Raw genomic sequence first — 24,821 nt, 5'->3', positions numbered from 1 at the left:
CTGCTTCAGAAAGGCGGAGTTCCGAGGAAAGAACGCCCAAAGGAAGCTCACGAGGTCAATCTTCAACTCAGCCCCATGACCCTGTAGTGTGTGAGGAGTGCCTCTGGGAAAGCTGGGGCTTCGTCGGTCGGGTGCCGAGTGATGGGGAGCTTTTTTCTCCCGCTGAATAGGCTGTGAGACAGTAACGGGTTGGAAAATTATGGATCAAAACGATATTAAGGCCATCGATTCACGGGTTCTTGATGCTATCGCCTCGGCGAAGAAAGCAGCAAAGCGAGTAGGAATCTCGTCATTTACTCTTTCGGATATCAACGACCCCGAAGAGGCGGCGGCCGCTGCCATTAGTAGTGGACGCACCTCTTTTGCCTTCGAGCTCAAGGGATTAGAAAATGCTGCTTCCGTAGCACCGCTAGAAGAAGCCATCAACGACATTGAGGGCGTTGAGGCACGCATCGTTTACACCTCATCCATGGCATGGGTGAGTGCCATTCGCACGATCGATATCCAAGTTATTGAACAAGTCTTTGCCCGCCACGGGATTACTGCTCGTCTCACGGACTCCTCGATTCGACGGCGCATGGCGTGGTCGGATGTGGAGGAGGGGAGAATCTCCCGCTCGCAACTGCGACAGCGTCGTCGGCAGCAGCGGATGTCACGGGGGGCGCGCAGGCTCGCCGAAGAAGAGCAGAAGGATTTCGCTCTTGCCCGCAGAGAGGGTTTTCTGGAAGGGCCGGATCGGCATATCGAGCCCCAAGACCCCACAGATGTACTTTTCACAGCACGAAGCCTCATCACGAAAGCTCGGCTGATCGTCTCATTATTGCTCACCATCCCCGTGGTAGTGATCAGCTACGATTCGACCCTGCAATTCGATTACTGGCAGTGGGTGCTCGCTCTCATTGCATTTCCTGTTGTTACCTATGGCGCTTACCCCTTCCACCGGGCGATGCTCGGCGGTTTCCGACGCAGCATGTTCGCTCTCGATGCTGCGAGTTCCCTCGCTATTATCGCCGCATATGTTTATTCCGTCTTGCATATGCTGCTGAGTTCGGCAGGGAGCCCGAGCTATCGGGTGAGTTCAGAAATTCTCACCGCATCTCCCGCCGCTAATGATTCCGGGGTCTTCTTCTTCGATGTCGCGTGTACGATGACCCTCTTCCTGCTAGCGGGACGCCTACTGTCACGCAAAACCCGAAAGAACTTAGTTGATGAGCTCGCCGAGTATCTTCCCGCTGCCCGCCAGACGGCCCTGCGGGTAACCAAACAACGCACAACTGGGGCAGTCAAAGAAGAGGAAGTTGCAGTTCAGAAGCTCAACGTGGGCGATGACCTCATCGTTGCGGCAGGAGATATTATTCCTGTTGATGGAATAGTTATCGGCGGATCCTCCACCATCGACGGTCGAGCCCTCGGGATCGGCCACTTCGATGTCAAAGTTAAAAGTACCGTGTACGCAGGGTGCATCAACGGAGAAAAGAACCTGAAAGTACGCGCCATCGCAACGGGTCACCGCACCTGGTTAGTAGCAATAGCGCGGTGGATTCGGCGTTCGGGTCTTCATCAAAATTATTCAGATGCTCTCGCTACCCGTTCGGCATCGCTACTCGTTCCAGCAGCAATTATGGGCGCGGTGACTGTCTTTTCCATCTGGGCACTGCTCACCAACAATTACTATCTCGCCACCGCAACGGCCCTCTCTATGATGGGGTGCGTGGCGCCGGTATCCCTAGCTGTATCCGCGTCGGTGGCTACCCGTCAGGGAATTGAAGCAGCAGCGCGCCGAGGCGTGCTGATTCGAGATTCTGCGACGGTGCGTCGCCTCGATATGGTGGACACGGTTATCTTCAACCGAGTGGGTGCCTTAAGTGAAGGCGAAATGTCAGTGGAAACGGTTACCGCGAATGCGGGAGAAAATGCTGACCTCGTGATTCGCGTTGCCGGAGCCCTGTGTATGGAGAGTGAACATCCCGTATCGCTGGCTCTGGTGCGAGCAGCCCGGGAATCTCGGGATACGTCCTCTGATGATTCTATCCCGAGTTTGATCGAGGTGAGCCACCAATATATTGATGAACAAGGTAGCTTCGGGGGTGTCGTAGAGATTCCTATGCGCACCGCTGATGGGGGCATGGAGATGCGTAGCGTAGAGGCGAAACTGTGGCGCCCGCGTAATCTCTCTGATGTCAAGGGTCGGTTGGCTGCCCCCGCTGTCTCTGGGGGCACACCGCTCGTCGTTCGGTGGAAGGGGCAAGATCGCGGCGTTATTACATTGCATGATGAGGTAAAACCCGATGCTAATGATTCCATTGAGGCCCTCGAGGATCAGGGCATCGACACCATGATGCTCAGCCGTGATACCTATCCGGTGGCGCGTCGCTACGGGGATATGGTTGGAGTATCGCATGTGTTGGCAGGTATCCAGCCGGGAAATAAACCCCAGACGGTGCGCAGTGTGCACAACCATGGCCGGGTAGTGGCCGTTGTCGGCGATGACTCGGCTAAGCGTTGCTTTAGAGCTGCCGATGTGGGCGTGATGGTGGGAGCGATGGCGAGTATGCCACTGCCTGCAGGGCTGGAAACGACCGACGCTAATGTTGTCCTCTTAAGGGGTCTTACCGAACCGATACCGTGGCTCTTTACCGGAGCCAAGCGCATGAATCGCCTCATTAATAACAATTTTCTTTTAGCTTGGACCTATAATATCGCTGCTATGACCGCTGCTGCTCTCGGGCTTTTGCATCCTATGGGTGCCACCATCTTGATGCTCGCAGCATCCTTGATTATCGAAGCGCGGTCGATGTGGATTAAAACTTTTTAGGCAAAACTTACTTTCCTAGGATTGTCGGCTGTGTCATACTTTCGTATATGATCTCCCCTCGCCGACGCAATATAGACAGTGCTCCCTTTATGCAGGCTGCTCGTGGCCTGAAGCCATCGCACCGCCCCGTCTGGTTTATGCGGCAGGCGGGGCGCTCACTTCCTGAGTATCGGAAACTGCGGGAGAATACTACGATGTTGGACTCCTGCTTTAACCCCAGTATGCTCGCTGAAATCACCATGCAGCCAGTACGCCGTCACGGGGTAGACGCTGCTATTCTCTTCTCCGATATTGTGGTTCCCTTAAGGGCGGCGGGAGTCGGCGTGGAAATTGTGCCAGGTAGAGGGCCCGTCATGGATCAAGCGATCCGTAGTGCTGATGATATAGCAGCGCTTCCTATCCTCGAGGGCTCCGTGCCGGAACTCACTGAGGGGATTGGTATCATCCTCGACGAGCTCGATCATACTCAAGCCCTCATTGGTTTTTCGGGTGCACCTTTTACCCTCGCGAGCTATCTTATCGAGGGCGGTCCTTCACGTAATCACGAGAAGACGAAGTCCATGATGCATCACCAGCCGGATATGTGGCATGCACTTATGCGGCGTCTGGTGCCCACCATCAATGCTTTTCTCGATACCCAAATAGCAGCAGGCGTCGATGCGGTGCAGCTGTTCGATTCCTGGGCCGGTTTCCTCAACGAGCGGGATTACCGCGAATTTGTTCTTCCCTACTCCCGTGAAGTTTTCCAGCATATCGCTGACGCCGGCATACCGCGTATCCATTTTGGCGTAGGCACAGGAGAAATCCTTGGCGCCATGAGTGAAGCGGGGAGCGAAGTGGTGGGAGTTGATTGGCGGGTACCGCTCGATCAAGCCGCCCGGAGAATGTGCACCCCAAAGGTGCTACAAGGCAACCTTGATCCGGCGCTCCTATTCGCCGGCGATACAGCGGTGGAGGCCGAGATCGAGCATATTATCGCCCTAGCAGATCACGCTATTGCCGCTGGTCATGCAACCGGCCATATCTTCAATCTCGGCCACGGGGTGCTCCCAGATACCCCACCAGAAGCGCTCAGTCGCGCGGTCGATATCATCCACGCCCATGCCTAATATTCACGTGCATGCGGTACACGGATACCGTACCGCTCAAGGTGCACACCCACAGTGAGCACTCATAGGTAGAATGGGGCCAAATTACAAGGATGCCAGATACTTATAAGAATTCGCGAGTCCACCCTTGACCCCAAGGCTCGCAGAGTGATTTCGGAAAACAAGAAAAACAAGGTAGTTCCATATAAAAACCCTCGAGCCGTCAAAGAGAGGCGCTCGTAGAAATACTTCAGCCCCACGTGATCGACGGCAGCACAGTGGTGGTTCTATACGCTAAGAGAAAGGCTTGAATATATCGTGCGTGTCGCTATTATCGGAGCAGGACTGGCTGGATTAACAACGGCGTGGCAGATACATCAAGAAGCCCCCGACACCGAGGTTGACATCTTCGAGGCCTCGGATCGCATAGGCGGCAAACTCTATACGGTTCCCTTCCACTCCGGACCGACAGATATGGGTGCGGAAGCCTATCTGAATTTCCGCGCGGACGCTACGGACTTCTTCAAGCAACTCGGTCTCGCGGACTCCTTGGTCTATCCCTCCGGGCTTCCCTCTTCGTTTTACGCCGCGGGCCAGCTACACGATATGGTCGACGATACGATCATGGGTATTCCAGCTGCGAGTACCTCCATTAAAGACCTTATCGATGCGGAAACAGCGGCCCGCATCGATGCAGAGGACCAGGGGCCCGGGATCGAGTGGGAAGTGGATGGACCTGATATTTCACTCGGAGATCTGATCAGTCAGCGCTACGGCGAACTCGTGAATTCTCGCTTGGTATCTGCTTTACAAGGAGGGGTTTACTCGGCCCGCTCAGAAGATCTTGGTATTAGAGCCACGTTGCCGCAGTTGGCGCGCACCTTCGATGAAATGGCGTTGGCCGGAGAAAAAATCAGTCTCAAGGCGGCCATTGAAAAGATCTTGTCCCAACGCCAGCGCAATAACCGCAATAACCACGAACGCGGATACCGCCCCCATGTATTCGCGACCTTTAAGGGTGGCTATGCGCAAGTCTACGAAACGCTTGCGGAGGCGTCACAGGCACGTATCTACGTTGATGCTTTTATCTCCGGCATCACCGATTCCGCACGGGGGTATGCACTGCGAGGAGGTGGCGAGGGCTATTATGACGCCGTCGTGGTGGCCACCCCAGCACCAACCACATCCTTATTATTAAAAACAATCGCCCCCGATATCAGCCCCCACTTCAGTACAATCCCCTTGGCTTCCTCGGTGGTCGTCGGGATGAAATTCGCCAGCGATCGGGGTCTCCCGGATAATTCCGGGATTCTGGTGGCAACCGATGAAGTAGATATTAAAGCCAAAGCCTTCACTTTCAGTTCCAAGAAGTGGCCTCACCTAGGTAGCCGCGGAGGCGCTCTAGTGCGAGCCTCTTTCGGGCGCTACAAGGATGATGAGATTTGCCGGGCAGATGAGGATGTCCTTGTTGACCACGCTCTTGCGGATCTCAAGAAAATCACCGGCTTTGATGGCATTGCGGCAGGGCTCGACGAAATCTTTGTACAACGCTGGTTCGGAGGTTTGCCTGTGTACGGGCCGGGGCATCTAGAGACCGTCGCTGCGATCACTGAGGGCTTGGCGCACTACCCGGGTCTTTATGCAACCGGTGCGTGGGCTCAGGGTGTGGGGGTGCCGGCGGTTATTGCTCATGCGCGCGGCGTGGCGCACACCATCTGTGGCAACGCTGAACCCAACCCCGCTCTCGCTGAGTCTTAAACTGGCCTGAAACTGGCCTGAAACTGGTATTGAATCGCTGATACTGGCTTACACTGGCCTAAAAAGCTTGAAACAGAAAGAAAACACGATGACCCAGAAAACTACCCGCTCAGCTGAACTCATGAGTCGCGCCGAAAAACTCATCCCCGGCGGAGTTAATTCCCCAGTCAGAGCCTTCGGCTCAGTGGGAGGTCAAACCCGCTTCATTGAACGCGCCTATGGTTCCACCCTTGTAGATGTGGACGGTAACGAATACGTTGACCTTGTTAACTCCTGGGGGCCCATGCTCATGGGCAATGCCCACCCCGAGATTCTCGACGCTGTCAGCACCGCCATGGCCAAGGGCCTATCCTTCGGTGCCCCCACAGAGGCCGAGGTAGAACTTGCAGAGATGATCATTCAACGAACCAGCGTTGAAGAAGTACGCATGGTCAACTCCGGCACCGAAGCCACCATGTCTGCTGTACGCCTAGCGCGCGGCTTCACGGGTGCGGAAAAAGTCATTAAATTCGACGGCTGCTATCACGGACACGTGGACTCACTGCTAGCCGCCGCCGGTTCTGGAGTGGCTACGCTTTCTCTGCCTGATTCACCAGGGGTGACTGGTGCGAGCGCTAAAGATACTATCGTCGTCCCCTATAACGATATCGCGGCAGTGCGCACTGCCTTCGAAGAACACCCGCACCAAATCGCCTGCGTGATCACCGAGGCGGCCGCTGGCAATATGGGGGCGGTGGCGCCACAGAATAATTTCAATCAACAGCTCAAAGATCTCTGCCATGAATTTGGGGCTGTGCTGATTATCGACGAAGTTATGACTGGTTTCCGCACCTCTTATTCCGGCTGGTACGGGGTTGACCATGTAGCGGGCGATCTCACCACCTTCGGCAAGGTCATCTCAGGAGGCCTGCCCGCTGCAGCTTTCGGTGGACGCGCCGATATTATGCAGCACCTAGCACCCGTTGGACCCGTCTACCAAGCGGGCACACTCTCGGGTAATCCGGTCGCAATGGCGGCGGGCAAGAAGTCACTCGAGCTCGCCACCCCAGCAGTCTATGAGAAGGTAACCAAGCACGCTGATCTGCTGCATTCTCTCATTTCCCAGGCGCTTGATCGGGCCGGAGTTGAGCACCACATCCAGCGTGCCGCTACCATGCTAAGCGTTCGATTTGCTCGTGGTGAGGGCCACAATTTCGCAGATATGAAAGCCGCCGAAACCTTCCGTTTCGCTCCTTTCTTCCACGCTCTTTTAGAACATGGCGTTTATGCGCCACCGAGTGTCTTCGAAACGTGGTTCTGCTCTGCAGCTCTCAGCGCAGATGATTTTGAGCGCATCGAGAAGGCACTGATCCCAGCAGCTCAGGCGGCAGCAGCGGCGGATAAGGTAAATTCATAGCCTGCAGTGTATTAACGAGAAAGGGCCATAAGCTATGACAACAACCATCGTGCACCTCGTGCGTCATGGGGAAGTATTCAATCCGGAGCGAATCCTCTATGGGCGGCTGCCGGATTATCACCTCTCAGCTCGGGGGGAGTCGATGGCTCACGCGACGGCACACTCGTTGTCCGGCCACGATATTTCACTGATCCTTTCCTCTCCACTAGAGCGCGCCCAGGAAACAGCCGCCCCAATTTCCGCCATCAGCGGGGTTGAGGTGGGTATCGATGAGCGCCTTTTAGAAGCCGGTAACCAATTCGAAGGTCTGCGAGTAAAAAGCTGGCGCTCGGATCTGCTGCACCCTCGCTATTGGCCTTTAATGACTAATCCGCTTCAGCCCAGTTGGGGTGAGCCTTATCATGAGATTGCCGAGCGCATGATGGCGGCCGTTACCTCCGCTCGGGAACAGGCCCATGGTCATGAGGCGGTATTAGTCAGCCACCAATTGCCCATTGTGTGCGTGCAGCGCCACGTGAATCAGCAACCTCTGTGGCACAACCCTGCACTGCGTCGCTGTAATCTTGCGAGCGTCACTTCTCTCGTCTTTAGTGATGACGTCCTTATCGACTATCGCTATTCGGAACCCGCGTATGAGATCTAGAACAAGGCATGATCCTTTCGCACTGGTAGCTCTTGGTGGGGTACTAGCGCTGCTGCTTGGCGCCTGCGCCGATGATAGCCTTGCTGGAAAAGACGCCGTAGCGGTGGGCGGAACCTTCCAATTCCACTCACCCGGTGGGCAAAAAACCATCACCTATCCTGAATCTGAGCGCGCACAGATAGCAGATATCACTGGGCCATCAGTCATCGATGACACGGAGATAAGGCTTTCAAATTATGCTGGCCACATCGTCGTTATCAATGCTTGGGGCCAGTGGTGTGGGCCCTGCCGTACTGAAGTCGACGATCTTCAAACGGTGCACGAATACCTCACTAAAGAGGGGGGTACGGTGCTCGGCATCAATATCCGCGATAATAAGCAGTTGGCTAAGGATTTTATGCTCGATAATGGCCTTAGCTATCCGAGCATCTTTGATCCACCCTTTAAAACGGCGGGCTTATTAGGCGGGATTCCCGCCTCGGTGGTACCCACCACCATTATCCTTGATAAGCAGCACCGACCTGCCGTTGTATTCTTGCGTGCCATCACCGAAAAAGAATTAATGGAGGCCATTGCGCCCCTGGAATCAGAATAATGCAGCTCAATATTCTCTCCCAAGGCATCGGGGAATCTTTCGCCACAACAATTAGTTCAGGTCCTTTAATCGCGGGCCTCATCGCCGCAATGATAGCGGGACTTGTCTCCTTTTTAAGCCCCTGCGTCTTGCCCCTGGTACCAGGGTATATCAGCTATCTGGCAGCGCTTGTCGGCGGCGATATCACTTTCGACGCCCACGGGCGCGCCGTTATAACCAAAGGCTCGCGGATGACAATCGCCTTCGCGGCGATTTTGTTCATTGCAGGTTTCACGATTATTTTCGTTCTAGCTACTGCCAGCGTCTTCGGTCTCATTGGAGTCTTGGCTTTAAATAATCAGTGGTTAAGCAGGATCGGCGGGCTTATCACCATAGTCATGGGGCTAGTTTTCCTCGGCAAGATACCATTCCTGCAAACAACGCGCAGTCTCTCAGCTGGGCACTGGTCTAGCATTATCGGCGCCCCAATCCTCGGGGCAGTATTTGCACTCGGCTGGACACCCTGCTTAGGCCCAAGTCTCGCGGCCATTATCTCCATCGCGGCTGGCACCGAAGGGGTGACAGCCTTACGGGGAGTAATCCTCATTATCGCGTACTGCTTAGGGCTAGGTATTCCTTTTCTCATTGTGGCACTCGGCTCGGTACGCGCCATGGCGGGCCTCGATTTCTTAAGCCGCCACGCTGTGATCATCCACCGACTGGGCGGTATAGCCCTTATCCTTACAGGGCTGGCGCTTCTGAGTGGATTATGGTCCGTTTTCATTAGCTATATCCAAGTGCTGAGCTCCAATTACGCGCTGCTACTATAGAGAGCCGGAGAATGAATAAGAAAGGGTTGTCATGGTGAAAAAAGCGTGGCAGTGGCTGACAAGCATGCGCACAGCACTCGCATTATTATGCCTCCTCGCCATCGCCGCCATCCCCGGCGCCCTTTTGCCCCAGCGCTCGCTCAATGCCGCCAATGTTGACGAGTACCTCATCGAGCACGGACGCATTGCTGAGATTTATGACCGCCTACAACTATTTGACGTCTTTTCCTCCACCTGGTTTAAAGCCATAGCCGTCCTGCTCACCATTTCCCTGATCGGCTGTATCATCCCGCGCAGTATTGATCACTACCAGGCCATGCGCACCCCACCAACGAGGGCGCCGAAAAATCTGCACCGGCTACCTCTGCATGGGCAGGGAGTTTTTATAGGAACAGAAGCTCAAGCCCTCTCAACGGCACGTGCGGCACTTAAGGGCTGGAATATTGCTGAGTATTCACCCGCCGACGATCGCGCCCATATTCGCAGTATCGCGGCTGAAAAAGGATATATCCGGGAATTCTTCAACCTCATCTTCCATATCGCTCTTGTGGGTATGCTCGTCGCCATGGCCATTGGCCGCATGGTGTACTACGAAGGGCAAGTTATTATCATCGCCACCGATAAACCAGGTATCAATTCCCAGTTCTGTAATACTGCCACCGCCAACTTCGACTCCTTTCGCGCCGGACCGCTTTTCGATGGTACTGGGCTTCACCCCTTTTGTTTCACAGCCCATAATTTCGTGGCCGATTATCTACCCAATGGCCAGGCCGAAAATTTCCGCTCTGATCTTTCCTATGCCATCGGTGATGATATTTTCCGCGATGAATCCACGTGGGCATCGACCACCCTCGAGGTCAATCACCCCTTAAGAATCGCCGGCGACCGCATTTACCTCCAAGGCCATGGCTATGCCCCCACCATAAAGGTGATATGGCCAAATGGAGAAGAACGCACCCAAACCGTGCAGTTTAGGCCCGACGACCCCACTTTCTTCCTCTCCTCCGGCGTGATGCGCTTCGACCCACCGGTAGGAATGTATGACGATCTCTTTTCCCGCCGGCAGAATCAGCTGACCATTCAAGGGCTCTTCGCACCCACCGCGGCGTGGAGCGGGGAGAATAACGATATCTTGGCCTCCCGTTTCCCAGAAATGCGCGATCCGGCGGTGGCTATCGATATCTACCGCGGCGATAACGGGCTCGATTCCGGACAATCGCAAAGTATCTTCGCCATCGACCCCACCTTGATGAGCTCAGGGCAGTTACAAAAAATTGAACGCGTCAACCTCGCCCAAGGGGAAGACATTACCCTCGATGATGGCACCATCATTCGCTTTGAGGGTGCGGAGGAATTTGCCAATTATCAAATAGCCTACGATCCCACCCAGATCTGGGTTCTCCTTTTCACCCTAATATTCCTTTCGGCCCTGGTTGGATCGGTGACCATCAAGCGCCGCCGCATCTGGGTGCGCGTGCATCCTCAAGATAACGGCACGGTCCTCATCGAGACAGCCGGGTTGGCGCGCACTGATCGCGCCGGGTGGGGTGAGGAATATTATCGGATTCATCGTCGCATTCTTGGGCTCGCTGAGCCGGAGGATGAGGACAGCTAGGCTTTATCTTTGGGTAGGCTGGCGGCTATAGTTGCAGCAAGTTTAAGGACCAAGAAACGAGGTAAGCGGGATGAATATTAATTACACGCTCGCATCTTTTTCAGATTCCGCCTTTTTTAGTGCGGTGGGCATCTATATTCTCGCTCTCGTGCTGTCAGTTATTTACTATATGAAGGCGCAAACCGTTGTCGATTCCCAGCGGGAGGCGAAAACAGTAGCGGTGCGAAGCAAAAACTCCGCCGATACCTTCTCTGGTATGACCCAAGCGGTTGTATGGCTGGGCATTATTATCCATGCCACCTCGGTGATTTTGCGCGGGATATCCGCGGGCCGATTCCCTTTTGGAAATCTGTACGAATATATCACCGAGATCACGCTGTTTACCATGATCATTGCGGCGATTTTCCTGCGCAAAAAAGAGATGCGGGCCCTATGGCCGTGGATTATTACTCCTGTGGTGGCGCTGCTCCTATTGGCCAGTTCCAAGCTCTATGCTGATACCGCTCCTGTGGTTCCGATCCTGCAATCCTACTGGCGGCCCATCCACGTGGGTACCATCTCTATTGGCGGGTCTATCGGTATGCTCTCCGGTGTGGTGTCGGTGCTCTATTTGCTCCGGATGGCGCAACCCAAGGGCCAGGAGCACGGTTTCCTGGGCGCCATAGCCCGGCCACTACCAACGGCACGAGTCCTTGATGCCGTAGCCTACCGCACGGCTATTATTACCGTTCCCCTTTTTGGTTTGGGAATCATTTTAGGAGCCATCTGGGCCGAGGCCAGCTGGGGACGGTTCTGGGGCTGGGACCCTAAGGAGACGGTCGCTTTTATCACCTGGATCCTCTATGCAGCGTATCTCCACGCGCGGGCAACAGCCGGCTGGCGAGATACCAAGGCGGCGTGGATTAATATTCTGGCGCTAGCCACCATGATTTTCAATCTATTCTTTATCAACCTAGTGGTATCCGGGCTGCATTCTTATGCCGGAATCAATTAGAAATAATCGCCGATAAAGGGCATGAGCCTGGCGGAGTGGGCGTTATGGGCGAGCTCATAATATGCCCACTTTCCTTTTTTCGTGCGCGTCACCAAAGACGCCGCCATCAGCTTTTTCATATGGTGGGTGATCGTGGGGGCGGAGACCCCTAAAACTCCCGTGAGGTGATGGGCACATATTTCTTGGCCCGCATTGCTGGCAACTATGAGCAAGATTTTCAGCCGGGTGGGGTCGCTTAATACCTTAAATATCTCGGCGGTGCTGTGCGTGAGCTCAGCGTTGGGTATACGCAACGGCGCGCGGCGCGCAGATTCAGGGCGAGACATACCTCCAATTATAAAGGGTAGCCTAAGTTAAGAAAAGCTTTTATATATCTTCGGGATTGTCGCCGTCCATCCGCCGCTGCTTCGCTCTTTTGATGCGTTCAGCCTCTTCTTGAGCCGCTAATTCCTCGGCGCGGCGCTGCTTAAAGCGTTTCTTTTCTAATTCCCACAGAAAAGCCTCATCGTCGTCGGGGCCTTTAATTTCTCGCGGTGGATTCGCCGTTGATACGGTGCGCTGCCATGAGCTGGGGCCGAAGGCCCGCCACACAATATAAATAGCCAGGATTAAGAGTAAGAAGAGAATAAAGCGGCCCACGGTTAGAAAAACTCACCTCGTTGATCTGGGGAATAATCACGGTCTGCCTGTATTTTACCTGCTTTATCACCCGAGGAGGGCATACGGTAGTCTTAGAAGATATGTCACAGCAACCAGATGCAGCGATCCGCCGGTCCGCGGTGAAAAACCTCCTCTTATACGGCCTCGCTAGGCTTGCGCTTTTTATTCTGCTTACGGCACTCATTCAAATCATTGCCACCATGATCGGGGCCCTAGTGCCCATTTTTATCTCCGCCATGCTGGCCTTGTTGATCGCTATGCCGTTGAGTGTTTTTGTCTTCAAAGGGCTGCGGGTGAAGGCCACGACCGCGGTCGCCCAGTGGCACTATCAACGCAAAGCCTATAAAAAGTGGGTCCAGGACGAACTCGCCTCCCGCTAAGCGCGCTAACTACTATACTGCGGGAGGATAAGTCCGAGCGCCGTCAAGAAGCTAAAGAGGATCATCGCTTTGCCCGTGCCGGCAAGAACAGGGATGAGATCTTTGCCCATGGCGTGTGCGCGCACCGGCGCGCTCGCTGTCCATAGAAGTGGAACGATGCCCACACTCACAAGTGCCCACGGTTCAATAAAGGATAAGAGCAAAGCCCCGATGACCGGAGTGCTGGCGAGAATATAATAGAGAACCCGGGTGCGACTATCTCCTAAACGCACTGCAAGGGTGATCTTTCCGGTTAACCTATCAGAGGGGATATCGCGAAGGTTATTGATCAGATTGACGCTCGCAGACATTGCCCCGATGCTGACCGCAAGAATAATTCCCACTATGGTGATGCGACCAGATTGGGTGAATTCGGTGCCCAAAACGGCCACCAGGCCGAAGAAGATAAAGACAGCTACTTCGCCTAAACCACGATATCCATAGGGGTGAGTACCGCCGGTATAAAACCACGCCGCTAGAATACAGATCACCCCAATAAGGATGAGCCACCACGCGCTTAATAACGATAGGGTGATACCGGCGATCCCGGCAATACCGAAAGCTATAAAAGCAGCCCGCTTAACTAGGTGGGGACTAGCGAGTGCGCTTCCAACCAGCCGCATAGGGCCGCTACGTTGATCATCGGTGCCCTTAATGCCATCAGAATAATCATTGGCGTAGTTCACTCCGACAATGAGAGCCCAGCTTACGATGACGGCCAAGAGAGCACGCCCGAGATTAAAACTGCCTGCCATTGCCGCGGCGGTAGACCCGGCAATGACGGGGGCGAAAGCATTAGCCCAGGTATTGGGGCGGGCGCCGCGGAACCACTGCTGCAATGTAGGAGAGGACATAGACTCTATTGTTGCCCGCGCCCGCACCGAAATTCAAACCCGTTAGCCCAGATCATGCATAAATTTCTCGCGTACCATAAGGCGATCGATCTTACCGGGGCCCTTCAGTGGTAGGGACTCTACCCGCGTGATCTGTTTCGGCAACTGCCAGCGCGGCATCTCATCGAAGGCCTCAATAATGGTCGCTGGTGAGGCAGTACCTGTATAGGCTGCCACAATGGCTTCCCCGAGACGTCGATCTGGTATCCCTAAGACGCACACGGCGCTGACACCCTCGATATTCGCGATCACCTGCTCGATGACCTCGGGGTGAATTTTTAACCCCCCGGAATCGATAATGGTATCGATCCTGCCGGTGACCGTTAATAGGCCATTGTCAATAAAACCGGTATCAGAGGTGAGGAACGAGCCGGGTGAAAAAAAGGCCGGAGAATCGCTCATATTTCGATAACCACGCGCAACCATCGGCCCGGAGATAGCAATGCGCTCGCCGCGTAGTTGAATAGTGACCCCAGGTAGTGGGCGCCCATCGTAGACGCAGCCGCCTGAGGTTTCCGAGGATCCGTAGGTGCGTACCACGGTGATCCCGAGACGGCCTGCAGCCTCGTAATCAGAGCGCCTCAGAGGAGCTCCGCCGACTAAGACGGCTTGAAAAAGCCTTAAGGCCTCAATACCGGCGAGGGTATCCATGGCTTTGAGCAACTGCATGGGGGTGAGCGCGGTATAAATGCGACCCGGGAAGTGCGCCAAGCGCTCGGCCTTTAGGGCAAATTCCTGGATGGAAAAGCCGTGGCTGAGATCAAGAAACTCGGGTTCATATCCGGAGACAATGCTGCGCACCAAGACCTGCAACCCGGCGATATGGTGTGCGGGCATGGCCAGCAACCACGCTCCCTCCCCACCAAGGTATTGATGGGTGGCATCGGCGGAAGAGATGAGGTTTGCGGGCGTAAGTTCCGCCCCCTTCGGGGTTCCCGTGGACCCTGAGGTAGCCACCACCACGGCGACTTCGGGGTCAATGGGTTCGCCCACTCTACAGTGCCCACGCAAAATCTCGTTCTGGCTTAAGTCAGGGCCACAAGGAAGAATGCTCATTTGGCCGCTGAGCGCCTCTTCTAAGGAGCTCATCAAAGGCAGCGGATCAGCTGGATCAACTGTTATGGCGCGTAAGCGAGAACGAGACATAGGGATTCGCGATCTAGTAATAGTAGGGGAAGGAGGACCAATCGGGGTCGCGCTTTTCTAGAAAAGATTCCTTACCTTCTACTGCTTCATCGGTCATATAGGCCAGGCGGGTTGCTTCACCGGCAAAAACTTGCTGCCCCATGAGTCCGTCGTCAGTGAGGTTGAAGGCAAATTTCAACATCCTTTGCGCCGTCGGCGATTTGGAATTAATTTCCCGACCCACCTGGATGGCCTCGTTTTCTAGGTCCTGGTGATCGGCCACAATATTGACCGCCCCCATGCGCTGCATGGTCTCCGCATCATAAGTGCGGCCCAGGAAGAAGATTTCGCGGGCATATTTCTGCCCCACCATTTTCGCTAAATAGGCCGAGCCGTAGCCGGCATCAAAGGATCCCACATCGGCGTCGGTTTGCTTAAAGCGTGCCTCTTGGCGTGAGGCAATGGTCATATCGCAGACTACGTGAAGGGAGTGACCACCGCCGGCAGCCCACCCGTTCACCACGGCAATAACGACCTTGGGCATGGTGCGGATAAGACGCTGCACTTCGAGGATATGCAGCCTGCCACCTTCGACCTTAGTTCGCGCCTCATCGACGGTATCTGCGGTTTCTCCCGAGGCATAGCGGTAGCCTGAGCGCCCTCGAATACGCTGGTCCCCGCCGGAGCAGAAAGCCCATCCACCGTCCTTGGTTGAGGGACCGTTTCCAGTGAGCAAAATAGTGCCAATATCGGGGCTGCGCCTGGCGTGGTCAAGAGCTTGGTACAGTTCATCGACAGTATGCGGGCGGAAAGCATTGCGCACCTCGGGGCGATTAAAGGCAATACGAACGATTCCGTATTCGCGACCGTCGCCGGTGTGGCGGTGATAGGTGATATCAGTAAAATCTTCGAAACCTGGGACGGTAGCCCATTGGGTTGGGTCGAATGGTTGGCTGGTGCTCGGTGCAGGGTTTTTCTCCATAATGCCTATGTAGTCTAGTTGCTGGCTTAATCCAAAGTCTATGAAGGGCGCCACCCCCTCATATAACCGGTGAGATCGACACCCGGACGGGCATAACAGACAGCAGAAACAGGGCTGGCAGGAAAGACAGCACGAGCGTGCCAGGGCAACGCTGACTATATAAGTCACTACTGCCGACAAGGGGTGAGCTGATATGACTTGGCCTTGGGGGAGTAGTCACAAGTGACTACTCCTGACTACTCCGGGCTCGCGGCTCGCCTGCCCCCAGATCATCCGAGTACTTCAGAGCTATCATGGATTCTATATCTCCCCACGGCCCGACTCGAGGGGGCTCAGCTTAGCGACACTGCTTGATGACACTGCTTAACGGCACTGATGTTGTCCTTAGTATTGCCTCGCTATAGTAAGGGGCATGACCGTATCTTCTCCCAGTGATATCTCAGTCGACGAACTCATTGAGCGCGCCCATATTGTGAGCCTGCCCATGAGGGTACCTTTTCGCGGTCTCAACCACCGTGAAGCAGTGCTGATCGAGGGCCCTGAGGGCTGGGGGGAATTTTCACCCTTTATCGAGTATGAACCTCATGAAGCCGTTCAGTGGTTGCGCTGCGGGATGGAGATGGCCTTCCAGGGACCACCACCTATCAACCGAGAACTCATCGCTGTCAATGCCACTATCCCCGCCGTTGCAGCCGCGGAGGTTGAGGGGGTGCTGGCCCAATTCCCGGGCTGTACCACTATTAAGGTGAAGGTAGCCGAAGCGGGGACCAGCCTGGATCAAGATTGCGAGCGCATTCAACGGGTGCGTGAGTTAGTTCCGCACGCCAAAATCAGGGTGGATGCTAATCGTGGCTGGAGCGTTGCGCAGGCGCTAGAGGCAGCGCACCGGCTGGGCCCGCTCGACTATATGGAGCAGCCGTGCCACAGTGCCGCTGAGTTAAAAGAGCTGCGCGAATTGCTGCTGCGCAGTGGACTTATTGTTCGAGTGGCCGCCGATGAATCCATAAGGCGCGTGGAGGACCCGTACGATGTGGCTGAAACCCGGGCTGCCGATGTAGCTGTGGTAAAGGCCGCTCCCTTGGGGGGACCTCGCGCGGTTCTAAAAATCGCAGAGTTCTACCGTGCCCGCGGCCTTGATATCACCGTCGCTAGCGCCCTCGATACCGGGGTGGGCATGAATGCTGGGATCGCTGCGGTCGCCGGTTTGCCCGTCTTTTATGACGACGATGGCTTCGAGGTTCCCCCGGCTGCCGCTGGATTGGCAACCCAGCGGCTTTTTGTCGCTGATATCACCGCTGAACGCCCGCTGATCGACGGCCATATGAGTACCGAATTACTCGAACCCGATATGGACCGAGTAGCGGAATTTAAAGCCTCAGCTGACCGTCGAGATTTCTGGATCACGCGTCTAACTGAGTGCTTTGAGCTTCTTTAAGCCGAGTGGGCCACCAGAATTTTTCACCGATAATTTCCACCACAGCGGGCAGCAAGATGGTGCGCACAATCAGGGTGTCAAGCAGCACTCCGATAAAGATGATGACGCCAATTTGTGCCAGCGCCACCAGGGGAAGTACTCCGAGAGCGGCGAATACGGCTGCAAGTAGGATACCAGCTGAGGTAATGACTCCACCGGTGGCACTCAGTGAGCGCATTACCCCGATACGAGTGCCATAGATCTGTGCCTCCTCTTTGGCTCTGCTAATGAGGAAGATCGAATAATCAATACCTAAGGCCACCAAAAAGACAAAAGCATAGAGCGGGGTCAAGCTATCAAATTTCTCAAAACCGAAGACGGCTGTGGAGATCCACCAGCCTATGCCAAGGGCTGCGAGATTAGTGAGCAACACCGAGAAGGTCATAACCGCTGGTGCAATAAGAGCGCGCAGCATGACAGCAAGCACGATGAAGATAAGCAGCAAAATGAGCGGGAAGATGATCATGCGATCGCGAGCGGCGGATTCTTCTGCATCGATGAGTTGCGCATCAACCCCACCGACGAGTGCATCAGTTTCGCGCACTGCCTCGCGCACCTCATTGACATCTGCCCCTGAGACATTGAAGACACTCCACTGCTCGGCGGGGCGATCAGGGCGCACCACATAGCCTTGATTCTGAAGTAATTCAGAGACTTTTTGCGGCTCTTGGGTGATAACGGTGAGGGGGGTGGCGTCTTGATCGGGGAATGCCCGAGCAAGATCTGCGGCGGCACTAATAGATTCTGGGGTTGTAACGAACTGATTGCGCTGATCCAGGCCGGTTTCAATCGCCCCTACTCCCAGGCTTGCGAGGGAGAGAAAGATCAGCGAGACCACTGTGACTTTAACCGGCTGGTGCCCCACATATTGTCCGATCCGATCCCAGAGGGAGGAGTGCTTGTCTTCGTTGAGGCCCGGGCTGCGCGGCCAGAATATCCACCGCCCGAAAAGTAGCAAGATACCAGGAAGGGCGAATACCGCGAAAACGAAGGCCACGATTATCCCAACCACCGTCGCCAAGCCGAGCCCGCGCGTGGTGGGAACAGCAGAAAGAAGCAGGCAGGCCACGCCGATAATCACGGTTGCCCCGGACGCCGCAATAGTTTTCACCGTCGGCGCCCACGCATGGGCCATAGCGGCGAAGCGGTCCTCGTGGCGGGTCAGTTCATCGCGGTAGCGCGAGATAATCAGCAGGGCATAGTTGGTGCCAGCGCCGAATACCAGCACCGAGAGGATACCTGAAGTGGAATCATTCCACACCATTCCTAAAGCGCTTAAGACCCAGGTATAGGCGGTGGCAGCGACACGGTCGGCCACCCCGATCACGAGCAGGGGAATCAGCCACAGCCACGGGGAGCGGTAGGTCACAATGAGGAGGATGGCCACGATAATTCCCGTCACTGCGAGAAGGAGGAAATTAGCGCCAGAGAAAACATTAGCCAGATCTGCGCGGATTGCCGCAGGCCCGGTTACTTGGGCCTTGATGGAGGGGTCGAGAGACTGAGCTTGGGCGCGGAGGTCTTTAATGCGAGCGTTATTGTCCTCGGCTTTAGCAGCTGGCACGGTCACAGGGATGAATGCGGCTGTGCCATCTTTATTGGGAATAGGTGGGGCCCCGAGCTCGGCGGCGAAGGGGCCCACCACCTGGAGATCGATGGCTCCTTGAGTCGATTCGAGGAGAATGAGGGCGGGCAGGGTTTCTTCGCCGGGGCGGGAGTCAAGAACCTGCGCCACCGTGGTGGAGTCTTTGCCGTCGGGTAGGGCTTGTTGCGGGGCGGTGGGTTGTGCACTCGGTCCAAAGCTGATGATGGCAATTCCTAACAGGATGACCACCAGCGCTAACTGACGAAACCGAAGGAAAACGGATGAATTCATAGGATCAAGATTAATTGAAATCCGTTAAGATCATTCGCTAGGAACCTCAAGAGGCTGCTAGCTGAGCGGCATTATGAGCCGCTAATTGAGCTCTAACGTGCGCACAATGGGGCTCAATGTGACCAGCTGCGGGGAGGTTAGCGCCTTTATGCTTGCGGGCATTAGGATCGATCGCATGAATAATGCGGATCTTTCTAGCCCTGAACTCGCCCGCGAGATTGCGCGCGAGTTAGCGCGGCACCTCACCGATATTGTGATTTGCCCAGGCTCGCGTAATTCCTCCCTCTCTCTAGCGTTGATTGCGCGCGGCGATATCCGCATCCATTCGCGTATCGACGAACGCTCTGCCGCTTTCCTCGCTCTCGGCATGGCGCGCGCCACGGGCCGCCATGTGGGAGTGCTCATGACCTCAGGCTCTGCCGTAGCCAACTGCCACCCAGCGGTGATCGAATCGCTGCATTCCCATACCCCGTTGGCCATCATCTCAGCCGATCGGCCGCGATATCTGGTGGGAACAGGAGCTAATCAAACTATTGATCAGCACCAGATTTTTGGCCAACCCACGATCGACATTTCAACCCAGGCTGATATCGGCGCCCTCGATACGGCTTTCGAGCACACCTTTGTCCATATCAACTGTCATTTCGCCCAGCCCCTGGTGGATTCAATGCCTCCCGGGGAACCCCCGGTAGAAAAGGTGCAGGGAGGAATTAAACGAGTCGACCATGGGGAGGTTACTCTTGACCTCTCCAAGCGCACCCTCGTCATCGCGGGTGATGAAGCATGGCGCGTCCCAGGGCTCGAAGACGTGCCCACCATCGCTGAACCCTCCGCACCGGCACCCTATCACCCAGTGCACCCCCTAGCCGCCAGCCTATTCCATAGCACCCACGTATCAGCAGATGGGTATGTGGTGGAAACTAAGCCAGAACAAGTCGTGGTGGTGGGTCATCCCACCTTGCACCGCGACGTAATGAATCTGCTTCACGATGAAAGAATTGAGCTCATTATCCTCTCGCGCACCGCGCAGCTGACCAACCCGGCGCGCCGGGAGGCCCAGTGCGGCAGCCGCATTAAAACGGCCGGTGAGGTCAGTGCAGAGTGGATAAAAATCTGCCACGCCGTAAGCGAGCTCGCCATTGAGGCGGTGCGGGAGGCCATCGCCCACCCCGACTACGGCTTTACAGGGTTGCATGTGGCCGCAGCGGTAGCGGATTCCGTTGGGGTAGGCGATACCCTCTTTATCGGACCCTCCAATCCGGTTCGAGATATATCCTTTGTCGGTGCCCCCTTTGACGGGGTGGACCTGTATACCCCACGGGGTGCTGCGGGTATTGATGGCAATCTCTCGCAGGCAACCGGTATTGCTTTGGCCGTGCAGGCGCGCGAACCCGATCTCATTAGGGCCCCGCATACTCTGGCTTTGGTGGGTGATATCACTTTCCTCCACGATTGTGGGGGGCTGCTTACTCCCGTCTATTCACCGGTAGCCGAGAATTTCACCATCGTGGTAGCTAATGATGATGGCGGGGGCATTTTTGAAACCATTGAGGTGGGCGATCAATCCTATGCCCCAGGTTTCGAGCTCGCCTTTGGTACAACCCACGGGGTGGATATCGAAGCGTTAAGTGCAGCCTATGGCTATGACTATGAGAGGGTCGATTCTTTAGCGGAGTTATTGCGTGCCCTCGATGATGCCGGTGAGCAGCCGGGAATAAAGATCATTGAGGCGAAGACGGTGCGCGATACGCGCCGGGTGATGCACCAAGAATTGCAGCAGAAGGTTCGTTTTAGCGCACGGGACTAGACTTAAGCGGTATGTCTGGTCGCTTGAGTGTTCGTCGCCCCGTTTATCATCCGGCTGTCGCGCGTCGAATGAGTAGGCGTGTGCTAGTTCTGATTTATCTCGCGGCTGTTATTGGGTGCGTGGCTATGCTCATCGGCCCCATGCTCAATGATTATGCGATTGGCAAGGATCCAGGCCGTGCACTGGCGCGGGTGACTTCGGTATCGGCGTTGGAAACGGCAATTGAATACCAGGATGAAGAAGGGGTTTATCATTCTCCGCGCACGGGTTTGCTTTATCCATCTGGTTTGGGTGTAGGGCAGCGGGTATGGATCACCTACGCCCGTTCTAATCCTGAGCTGGCTAAAGTGGAAGGCCGCACCTGGACGCTGGCCATTATTCCAGCATTCAGTGCGCTGGTAGTAGTGCACATTATTGCGGCTTTGCTTTTTGCTTTCCGACGTTTCATTTTGCGTCAATTAGCAGCCAGGCGCTAAGAGCTGCTGCGCAATCGTGATCCGCCCTTGTTAGACTTTAAGGCGTGGCTAAGGCAAATATGAATAAAAAACCCCTCGATGTAGCGCGCATGTTCGATCAAGTGGGGGAGAAATATGATCTCACCAATACGGTTTTAAGTTTCGGCCAGGACCGCCGCTGGCGTCGCCGCACGAGGCAGGCCTTAGGTATTGGCCCAGGCGATAGGGTTCTAGATCTCGCCGCGGGGACCGCTGTGTCCACCGAGGAGCTGGCCAGCTCCGGGGCGTGGGTTATAGCCTGTGATTTTTCCCAAGGAATGTTAGCTGCCGGAGAGAAGAGGGCCGTGCCTAAGGTCTGCGGCGATGGTATGGCACTCCCGTTCCCCGATGCCACCTTTGATGCGGTGACTATCTCCTACGGGCTGCGCAATATCTACGATTACCAAGCCGGTTTGCGGGAGATGGCACGCGTGACCAAACCAGGGGGGCGCTTGGTGGTCGCGGAGTTTTCTACTCCGACGCTTCCAATTTTCCGCACCTTCTATATTGAGTATCTCATGCGGCTATTACCGGCGATAGCTAAGGTTGTGTCCTCGAACCCTGACAGTTATGAATACCTTGCTGAGACCATCAGGGCGTGGCCCAAGCAGGAGGAATTAGCCAGCGCTATCGATGCCAACGGGTGGAGTGACTGTACCTGGACTAACCTCACCTTTGGCATTGTGGCTTTGCATTGCGCCTATAAACCAGCGGAGGCCAGCTAATATCACCCAAGGCCCACCCAGGGCCTACCAGGGGCTACCTGGCCTACTCAGGGCCACCCAGCCCTACCTAGATCTACTCAGGGCCTAGCGTGTGGGCACAGTCGACGACCACAGGGTAGGGGCGGCGGAATAACGTTTGATGGTAGCGCCTGCGCTACGCCAGAGCCTGGCAATAAGGTCTTGATCCTCAGGGGTGACAAGGTTACCCATAAGACGCGCCGCCGCGGGCATGAGCATCGGGCCCAGTGGCCGCCTTAGGCCAATTGGGCCAAGATAATCAAGCAAGCGGGGATAGGTTAGTAATTTCGCAGCAGTTCGCGCAAGGAGGAAAGCTTCACCGTAGTGCTGACCGAGGAGATCTGGCCACATCAGCGTAAAATCCTTGGCCTCATCGAGGATTCCAATGGCATACTCCGCTGATTCCATCCCGTAGTCAATGCCCTCTCCATTGAGCGGATTAACCAAAGCGGCGGCATCGCCGATGAGCATCCAGTTCGCTCCAGCCACATTAGACACCGATCCACCCATGGGTAGAAGGGCGGAGGCGATATTCTCCGGATCTCCGAAACCCCATTCTTTTTCGCAGGAAGAAATATAGTGGGAGAGCAATTTCTTGGTATTGATCTGCGCCGGCCTAGACTCTGTTGATAGTGCGCCACATCCCACATTGGCATATCCGTTACCAAGGGGGAAGATCCACCCGTAGCCAGGTTGGGTGACGCCATCGGGGCTGGTGAGTTCTAAGTGGGAGTGAATCCACTGTTCATGAGAATATTCGGTTGTGCAGTAGGAACGCGCTGCGATCCCGTACACATTATCTTTATGCCACGTCCTGCCCAGCAATTTTCCGAAAGTAGAGCGCACGCCATCGGCGACGATGACGAAGCGCGGGCTAATAATAGTTCCGTTTGAGAGTTCCACTTGGCTAATCCGCGAGGAGGAGAACTCCACTTTTTTAGCCGCAGCCCCGGTAATGGTGCTAACCGCTTCCTCTGTCTGAGCTTTGGTGAAAAGAAGGTGATCGAATTCGCGCCGGGGCATCGCTGAGCCTTGATCCCCGAAGCTGCCATCCGGCCACGGGGCTGTGATATCACCGCCGAAGCCGTGTAATTTCAATCCCTTGGAGTGGTAGCGGTCTAAGATCTCCTCGGCCAGTCCGAGGGTTTTTAGTTGCGTAATAGCCCGCGGTGTGAGACCGTCTCCGCAGGTTTTATCGCGCGGGAAGTCTAAGGCGTCCACGAGGATGGTGGAATAGCCTGCGCGCGCGGCATAGAGGGCGGCGCTTGATCCGGCGGGTCCAGCGCCAATGATGAGAATATCTGTTGCTAACCTTTTTTCTTGCACGTTCCCATTCTTGCAAGGGTTCTAGCCCTTTAGCCACCCCACGGATATGTAAAGGGCCGAGTTTCGGCTACGGTTGAGGGGTTAGTTGGATAAAGTGGTGTGGTGATATGAGAATTTCTTTAACTTTCCTGTCCTCACCACTCTTCGCACCGGCTGTGACAAAAAGAAGGTAGATAAAGCATGAGCAACCGTGCCGAACTTCGCCAACATACTGGTGATTCTGCTATCGGTACACGCCTCGATCTGGGAGATAATGCTCTCAACGAGCAAATCGCCGAAGGAATGGTTCGAGTCGAGGCCACGCTGCGGGCAGAACTCAATAAAGGCGAAGATTTTGTCACCGACAAAGTCATGCATTTAACTAAAGCGGGCGGCAAACGCTTTCGCCCCATGTTTTCGTTACTAGCCTCCAATTACGGGCCCAACCCCATGAACGATGATGTCGTCAAAGCCGCCATCGTTATTGAAATGACGCACTTGGCTACCCTTTACCACGACGATGTGATGGATGAGGCAACTCAACGCCGTGGGGTGGAATCGGCCAATGCACGGTGGACTAATTCGATTGCCATCCTCGCCGGCGATATCCTGCTTGCTCACGCTTCGCGGCTAATGGCGGAATTAGGGGCCGATACTGTAGCCCACTTCGCCAAAACCTTTGGTGGTCTCGTGACCGGGCAGATGCGGGAAACTCTCGGTGCTGGTAAGAGTAATGCGGTTGATCATTATATGAAGGTCATCGACGAGAAAACGGGCGTTCTCATAGCAGCGGCGGGCTATTTGGGGGCCCTGCACTCCGGTGCCGATGAGAGGACCCTAAAAGCTGTAGAAGCCATCGGTTCCGCGATTGGTATGATCTTCCAGATCGTTGACGATATTATCGATATTTTCTCTGATTCTTCCCAATCCGGTAAGACGCCGGGGACGGATCTGCGTGAGGGAGTATTCACCTTGCCGGTGCTCTACGCCCTCGAGGAAGATTCTGTAATCGGGGAGGAATTACGCCTCCTTCTTACTGGCCCTTTGCGTAGCGATGAGGAGATCGCCCGCGCCTTGACACTACTGGGAAAGTCGAAGGGGCGTGACAAAGCGCTTGCGGATGTTCATCGCTTTATGGCGGTGGCCGAAAAGAATCTAGATTTATTGCCCCAAAATTCCACCACCGAGGCGTTGCGCACGCTAGCGCGCCTTACAGTGGCGCGCGTTGGCTAAGGTTGGCTGTTCTCCCCAGAGAACCTGAGAATAGGGTTGTTAAGGTGGCGATTTGTAGTTTGCTAGCGGGTATATAGTAAGGTACTTAAGCGCACCA

22 protein-coding genes are annotated in these 24,821 nt (G+C 55.2%); 15 read left to right on the top strand and 7 right to left on the bottom strand.

Features of this window, described 5'->3' with window-relative positions:
* Window positions 1–199: 199 nt before the first annotated feature.
* The 9 genes from NXS13_RS03790 to ccsB all read left to right on the top strand — a co-directional run bounded on the left by NXS13_RS03790 (window position 200) and on the right by ccsB (window position 11,713).
* Window positions 200–2,815 carry a cation-translocating P-type ATPase gene (locus tag NXS13_RS03790; protein ID WP_259157943.1) on the top strand — a complete coding sequence of 872 codons (2,616 nt, stop codon included), beginning with the start codon at window positions 200–202 and terminating at the stop codon, window positions 2,813–2,815.
* Between the two features lie 47 nt (window positions 2,816–2,862).
* A complete protein-coding gene (gene hemE / locus NXS13_RS03785) occupies window positions 2,863–3,924 on the top strand; it encodes a uroporphyrinogen decarboxylase (RefSeq protein WP_259289389.1) in 1,062 nt (353 codons plus the stop codon).
* Between the two features lie 297 nt (window positions 3,925–4,221).
* Window positions 4,222–5,661, top strand: a complete 1,440-nt coding sequence (locus tag NXS13_RS03780) for a protoporphyrinogen oxidase (protein WP_259289388.1) — start codon at window positions 4,222–4,224, stop codon at window positions 5,659–5,661.
* 88 nt (window positions 5,662–5,749) lie between these two features.
* Window positions 5,750–7,057, top strand: a complete 1,308-nt coding sequence (gene hemL / locus NXS13_RS03775; protein ID WP_259077577.1) for a glutamate-1-semialdehyde 2,1-aminomutase — start codon at window positions 5,750–5,752, stop codon at window positions 7,055–7,057.
* Window positions 7,058–7,091: 34 nt separating this feature from the next.
* Window positions 7,092–7,700, top strand: a complete 609-nt coding sequence (locus NXS13_RS03770; RefSeq protein ID WP_259077576.1) for a histidine phosphatase family protein — start codon at window positions 7,092–7,094, stop codon at window positions 7,698–7,700.
* Complete coding sequence (locus NXS13_RS03765; RefSeq protein WP_259157954.1) at window positions 7,690–8,295, top strand: TlpA disulfide reductase family protein; 606 nt, start codon at window positions 7,690–7,692, stop codon at window positions 8,293–8,295. Before NXS13_RS03770 ends, NXS13_RS03765 begins: the two co-directional genes overlap by 11 nt.
* Window positions 8,295–9,104 carry a cytochrome c biogenesis CcdA family protein gene (locus tag NXS13_RS03760; protein ID WP_259289387.1) on the top strand — a complete coding sequence of 270 codons (810 nt, stop codon included), beginning with the start codon at window positions 8,295–8,297 and terminating at the stop codon, window positions 9,102–9,104. The genes NXS13_RS03765 and NXS13_RS03760 overlap by 1 nt, the downstream gene beginning before the upstream one ends.
* A 31-nt stretch (window positions 9,105–9,135) precedes the next feature.
* Complete coding sequence (locus tag NXS13_RS03755; RefSeq protein WP_259077571.1) at window positions 9,136–10,719, top strand: cytochrome c biogenesis protein ResB; 1,584 nt, start codon at window positions 9,136–9,138, stop codon at window positions 10,717–10,719.
* Between the two features lie 70 nt (window positions 10,720–10,789).
* The gene (gene ccsB / locus NXS13_RS03750) at window positions 10,790–11,713 is read left to right on the top strand and encodes a c-type cytochrome biogenesis protein CcsB (RefSeq protein WP_259157956.1); all 924 of its coding nucleotides are present in this window, start codon (window positions 10,790–10,792) and stop codon (window positions 11,711–11,713) included.
* Here ccsB and NXS13_RS03745 read toward each other — a convergent pair.
* Together NXS13_RS03745 and NXS13_RS03740 are read right to left on the bottom strand one after the other, a co-directional pair.
* Window positions 11,710–12,039 (bottom strand): metalloregulator ArsR/SmtB family transcription factor, encoded by a 330-nt coding sequence (locus NXS13_RS03745; protein ID WP_259077565.1) that lies wholly within the window; start codon window positions 12,037–12,039, stop codon window positions 11,710–11,712. The genes ccsB and NXS13_RS03745 overlap by 4 nt on opposite strands.
* A gap of 40 nt (window positions 12,040–12,079) precedes the next feature.
* Complete coding sequence (locus NXS13_RS03740) at window positions 12,080–12,352, bottom strand: hypothetical protein (RefSeq protein ID WP_259077560.1); 273 nt, start codon at window positions 12,350–12,352, stop codon at window positions 12,080–12,082.
* Between the two features lie 101 nt (window positions 12,353–12,453).
* Here NXS13_RS03740 and NXS13_RS03735 point away from each other — a divergent pair, with 101 nt between their 5' ends.
* Window positions 12,454–12,753 (top strand): DUF4229 domain-containing protein, encoded by a 300-nt coding sequence (locus NXS13_RS03735; protein ID WP_259077557.1) that lies wholly within the window; start codon window positions 12,454–12,456, stop codon window positions 12,751–12,753.
* A 5-nt stretch (window positions 12,754–12,758) separates the two neighbouring features.
* Here the strand turns inward: NXS13_RS03735 and NXS13_RS03730 are convergent, their stop codons facing one another.
* From NXS13_RS03730 to NXS13_RS03720, 3 genes are read right to left on the bottom strand one after another with little or no spacing between them, the layout of a single operon-like run.
* Window positions 12,759–13,646 (bottom strand): 1,4-dihydroxy-2-naphthoate polyprenyltransferase, encoded by an 888-nt coding sequence (locus NXS13_RS03730; protein ID WP_259289386.1) that lies wholly within the window; start codon window positions 13,644–13,646, stop codon window positions 12,759–12,761.
* 42 nt (window positions 13,647–13,688) lie between these two features.
* Window positions 13,689–14,831: an o-succinylbenzoate--CoA ligase gene (gene menE / locus NXS13_RS03725; RefSeq protein WP_259289385.1), complete on the bottom strand. Its 1,143-nt coding sequence runs from the start codon at window positions 14,829–14,831 to the stop codon at window positions 13,689–13,691.
* A 13-nt stretch (window positions 14,832–14,844) separates the two neighbouring features.
* Window positions 14,845–15,792: a 1,4-dihydroxy-2-naphthoyl-CoA synthase gene (locus NXS13_RS03720; protein WP_259077548.1), complete on the bottom strand. Its 948-nt coding sequence runs from the start codon at window positions 15,790–15,792 to the stop codon at window positions 14,845–14,847.
* A 412-nt stretch (window positions 15,793–16,204) separates the two neighbouring features.
* Between NXS13_RS03720 and NXS13_RS03715 the strand changes: the two genes are divergently transcribed.
* The gene (locus NXS13_RS03715; protein ID WP_259157957.1) at window positions 16,205–17,227 is read left to right on the top strand and encodes an o-succinylbenzoate synthase; all 1,023 of its coding nucleotides are present in this window, start codon (window positions 16,205–16,207) and stop codon (window positions 17,225–17,227) included.
* Here NXS13_RS03715 and NXS13_RS03710 read toward each other — a convergent pair.
* A complete protein-coding gene (locus NXS13_RS03710; protein ID WP_259289384.1) occupies window positions 17,193–19,142 on the bottom strand; it encodes an MMPL family transporter in 1,950 nt (649 codons plus the stop codon). The two genes, NXS13_RS03715 and NXS13_RS03710, sit on opposite strands and share 35 nt — an antisense overlap.
* Window positions 19,143–19,317: 175 nt before the next feature.
* Here NXS13_RS03710 and menD point away from each other — a divergent pair, with 175 nt between their 5' ends.
* The 3 genes from menD to NXS13_RS03695 are packed head-to-tail and all read left to right on the top strand — an operon-like array spanning window position 19,318 to window position 22,168.
* Complete coding sequence (gene menD / locus NXS13_RS03705) at window positions 19,318–20,949, top strand: 2-succinyl-5-enolpyruvyl-6-hydroxy-3-cyclohexene-1-carboxylic-acid synthase (RefSeq protein WP_259289414.1); 1,632 nt, start codon at window positions 19,318–19,320, stop codon at window positions 20,947–20,949.
* Between the two features lie 11 nt (window positions 20,950–20,960).
* Complete coding sequence (locus NXS13_RS03700; RefSeq protein WP_396125064.1) at window positions 20,961–21,425, top strand: DUF3592 domain-containing protein; 465 nt, start codon at window positions 20,961–20,963, stop codon at window positions 21,423–21,425.
* A gap of 59 nt (window positions 21,426–21,484) precedes the next feature.
* Window positions 21,485–22,168, top strand: coding sequence for a demethylmenaquinone methyltransferase (locus tag NXS13_RS03695; RefSeq protein WP_396125068.1), 684 nt, complete (start codon window positions 21,485–21,487; stop codon window positions 22,166–22,168).
* An 84-nt stretch (window positions 22,169–22,252) separates the two neighbouring features.
* Here NXS13_RS03695 and NXS13_RS03690 read toward each other — a convergent pair whose 3' ends face one another.
* Window positions 22,253–23,512 (bottom strand): geranylgeranyl reductase family protein, encoded by a 1,260-nt coding sequence (locus NXS13_RS03690; protein ID WP_259289382.1) that lies wholly within the window; start codon window positions 23,510–23,512, stop codon window positions 22,253–22,255.
* Window positions 23,513–23,692: 180 nt separating this feature from the next.
* Between NXS13_RS03690 and NXS13_RS03685 the strand changes: the two genes are divergently transcribed.
* Window positions 23,693–24,724, top strand: a complete 1,032-nt coding sequence (locus NXS13_RS03685) for a polyprenyl synthetase family protein (RefSeq protein ID WP_259077540.1) — start codon at window positions 23,693–23,695, stop codon at window positions 24,722–24,724.
* Window positions 24,725–24,821 lie beyond the last annotated feature (97 nt).

The organism is Corynebacterium sp. ES2730-CONJ, from assembly GCF_024834055.1.
In the GTDB taxonomy this organism is placed as follows: Bacteria; Actinomycetota; Actinomycetes; order Mycobacteriales; family Mycobacteriaceae; genus Corynebacterium.
This window is presented reverse-complemented; position numbering and strand designations above follow the sequence as displayed.

Bases quoted from the DNA above. Each gene is read 5' to 3' on its own strand.
- NXS13_RS03790 (WP_259157943.1), top strand. From the start codon at position 200: ATGGATCAAAACGATATTAAGGCCATCGATTCACGGGTTCTTGATGCT.
- hemE (WP_259289389.1), top strand. From the start codon at position 2,863: ATGATCTCCCCTCGCCGACGCAATATAGACAGTGCTCCCTTTATGCAG.
- hemL (WP_259077577.1), top strand. From the start codon at position 5,750: ATGACCCAGAAAACTACCCGCTCAGCTGAACTCATGAGTCGCGCCGAA.
- NXS13_RS03770 (WP_259077576.1), top strand. From the start codon at position 7,092: ATGACAACAACCATCGTGCACCTCGTGCGTCATGGGGAAGTATTCAAT.
- NXS13_RS03765 (WP_259157954.1), top strand. From the start codon at position 7,690: ATGAGATCTAGAACAAGGCATGATCCTTTCGCACTGGTAGCTCTTGGT.
- NXS13_RS03760 (WP_259289387.1), top strand. From the start codon at position 8,295: ATGCAGCTCAATATTCTCTCCCAAGGCATCGGGGAATCTTTCGCCACA.
- NXS13_RS03755 (WP_259077571.1), top strand. From the start codon at position 9,136: ATGGTGAAAAAAGCGTGGCAGTGGCTGACAAGCATGCGCACAGCACTC.
- ccsB (WP_259157956.1), top strand. From the start codon at position 10,790: ATGAATATTAATTACACGCTCGCATCTTTTTCAGATTCCGCCTTTTTT.
- NXS13_RS03745 (WP_259077565.1), bottom strand. From the start codon at position 12,039: ATGTCTCGCCCTGAATCTGCGCGCCGCGCGCCGTTGCGTATACCCAAC.
- NXS13_RS03735 (WP_259077557.1), top strand. From the start codon at position 12,454: ATGTCACAGCAACCAGATGCAGCGATCCGCCGGTCCGCGGTGAAAAAC.
- NXS13_RS03730 (WP_259289386.1), bottom strand. From the start codon at position 13,646: ATGTCCTCTCCTACATTGCAGCAGTGGTTCCGCGGCGCCCGCCCCAAT.
- menE (WP_259289385.1), bottom strand. From the start codon at position 14,831: ATGTCTCGTTCTCGCTTACGCGCCATAACAGTTGATCCAGCTGATCCG.
- NXS13_RS03720 (WP_259077548.1), bottom strand. From the start codon at position 15,792: ATGGAGAAAAACCCTGCACCGAGCACCAGCCAACCATTCGACCCAACC.
- NXS13_RS03715 (WP_259157957.1), top strand. From the start codon at position 16,205: ATGACCGTATCTTCTCCCAGTGATATCTCAGTCGACGAACTCATTGAG.
- NXS13_RS03710 (WP_259289384.1), bottom strand. From the start codon at position 19,142: ATGAATTCATCCGTTTTCCTTCGGTTTCGTCAGTTAGCGCTGGTGGTC.
- menD (WP_259289414.1), top strand. From the start codon at position 19,318: ATGAATAATGCGGATCTTTCTAGCCCTGAACTCGCCCGCGAGATTGCG.
- NXS13_RS03700 (WP_396125064.1), top strand. From the start codon at position 20,961: ATGTCTGGTCGCTTGAGTGTTCGTCGCCCCGTTTATCATCCGGCTGTC.
- NXS13_RS03695 (WP_396125068.1), top strand. From the start codon at position 21,485: ATGAATAAAAAACCCCTCGATGTAGCGCGCATGTTCGATCAAGTGGGG.
- NXS13_RS03685 (WP_259077540.1), top strand. From the start codon at position 23,693: ATGAGCAACCGTGCCGAACTTCGCCAACATACTGGTGATTCTGCTATC.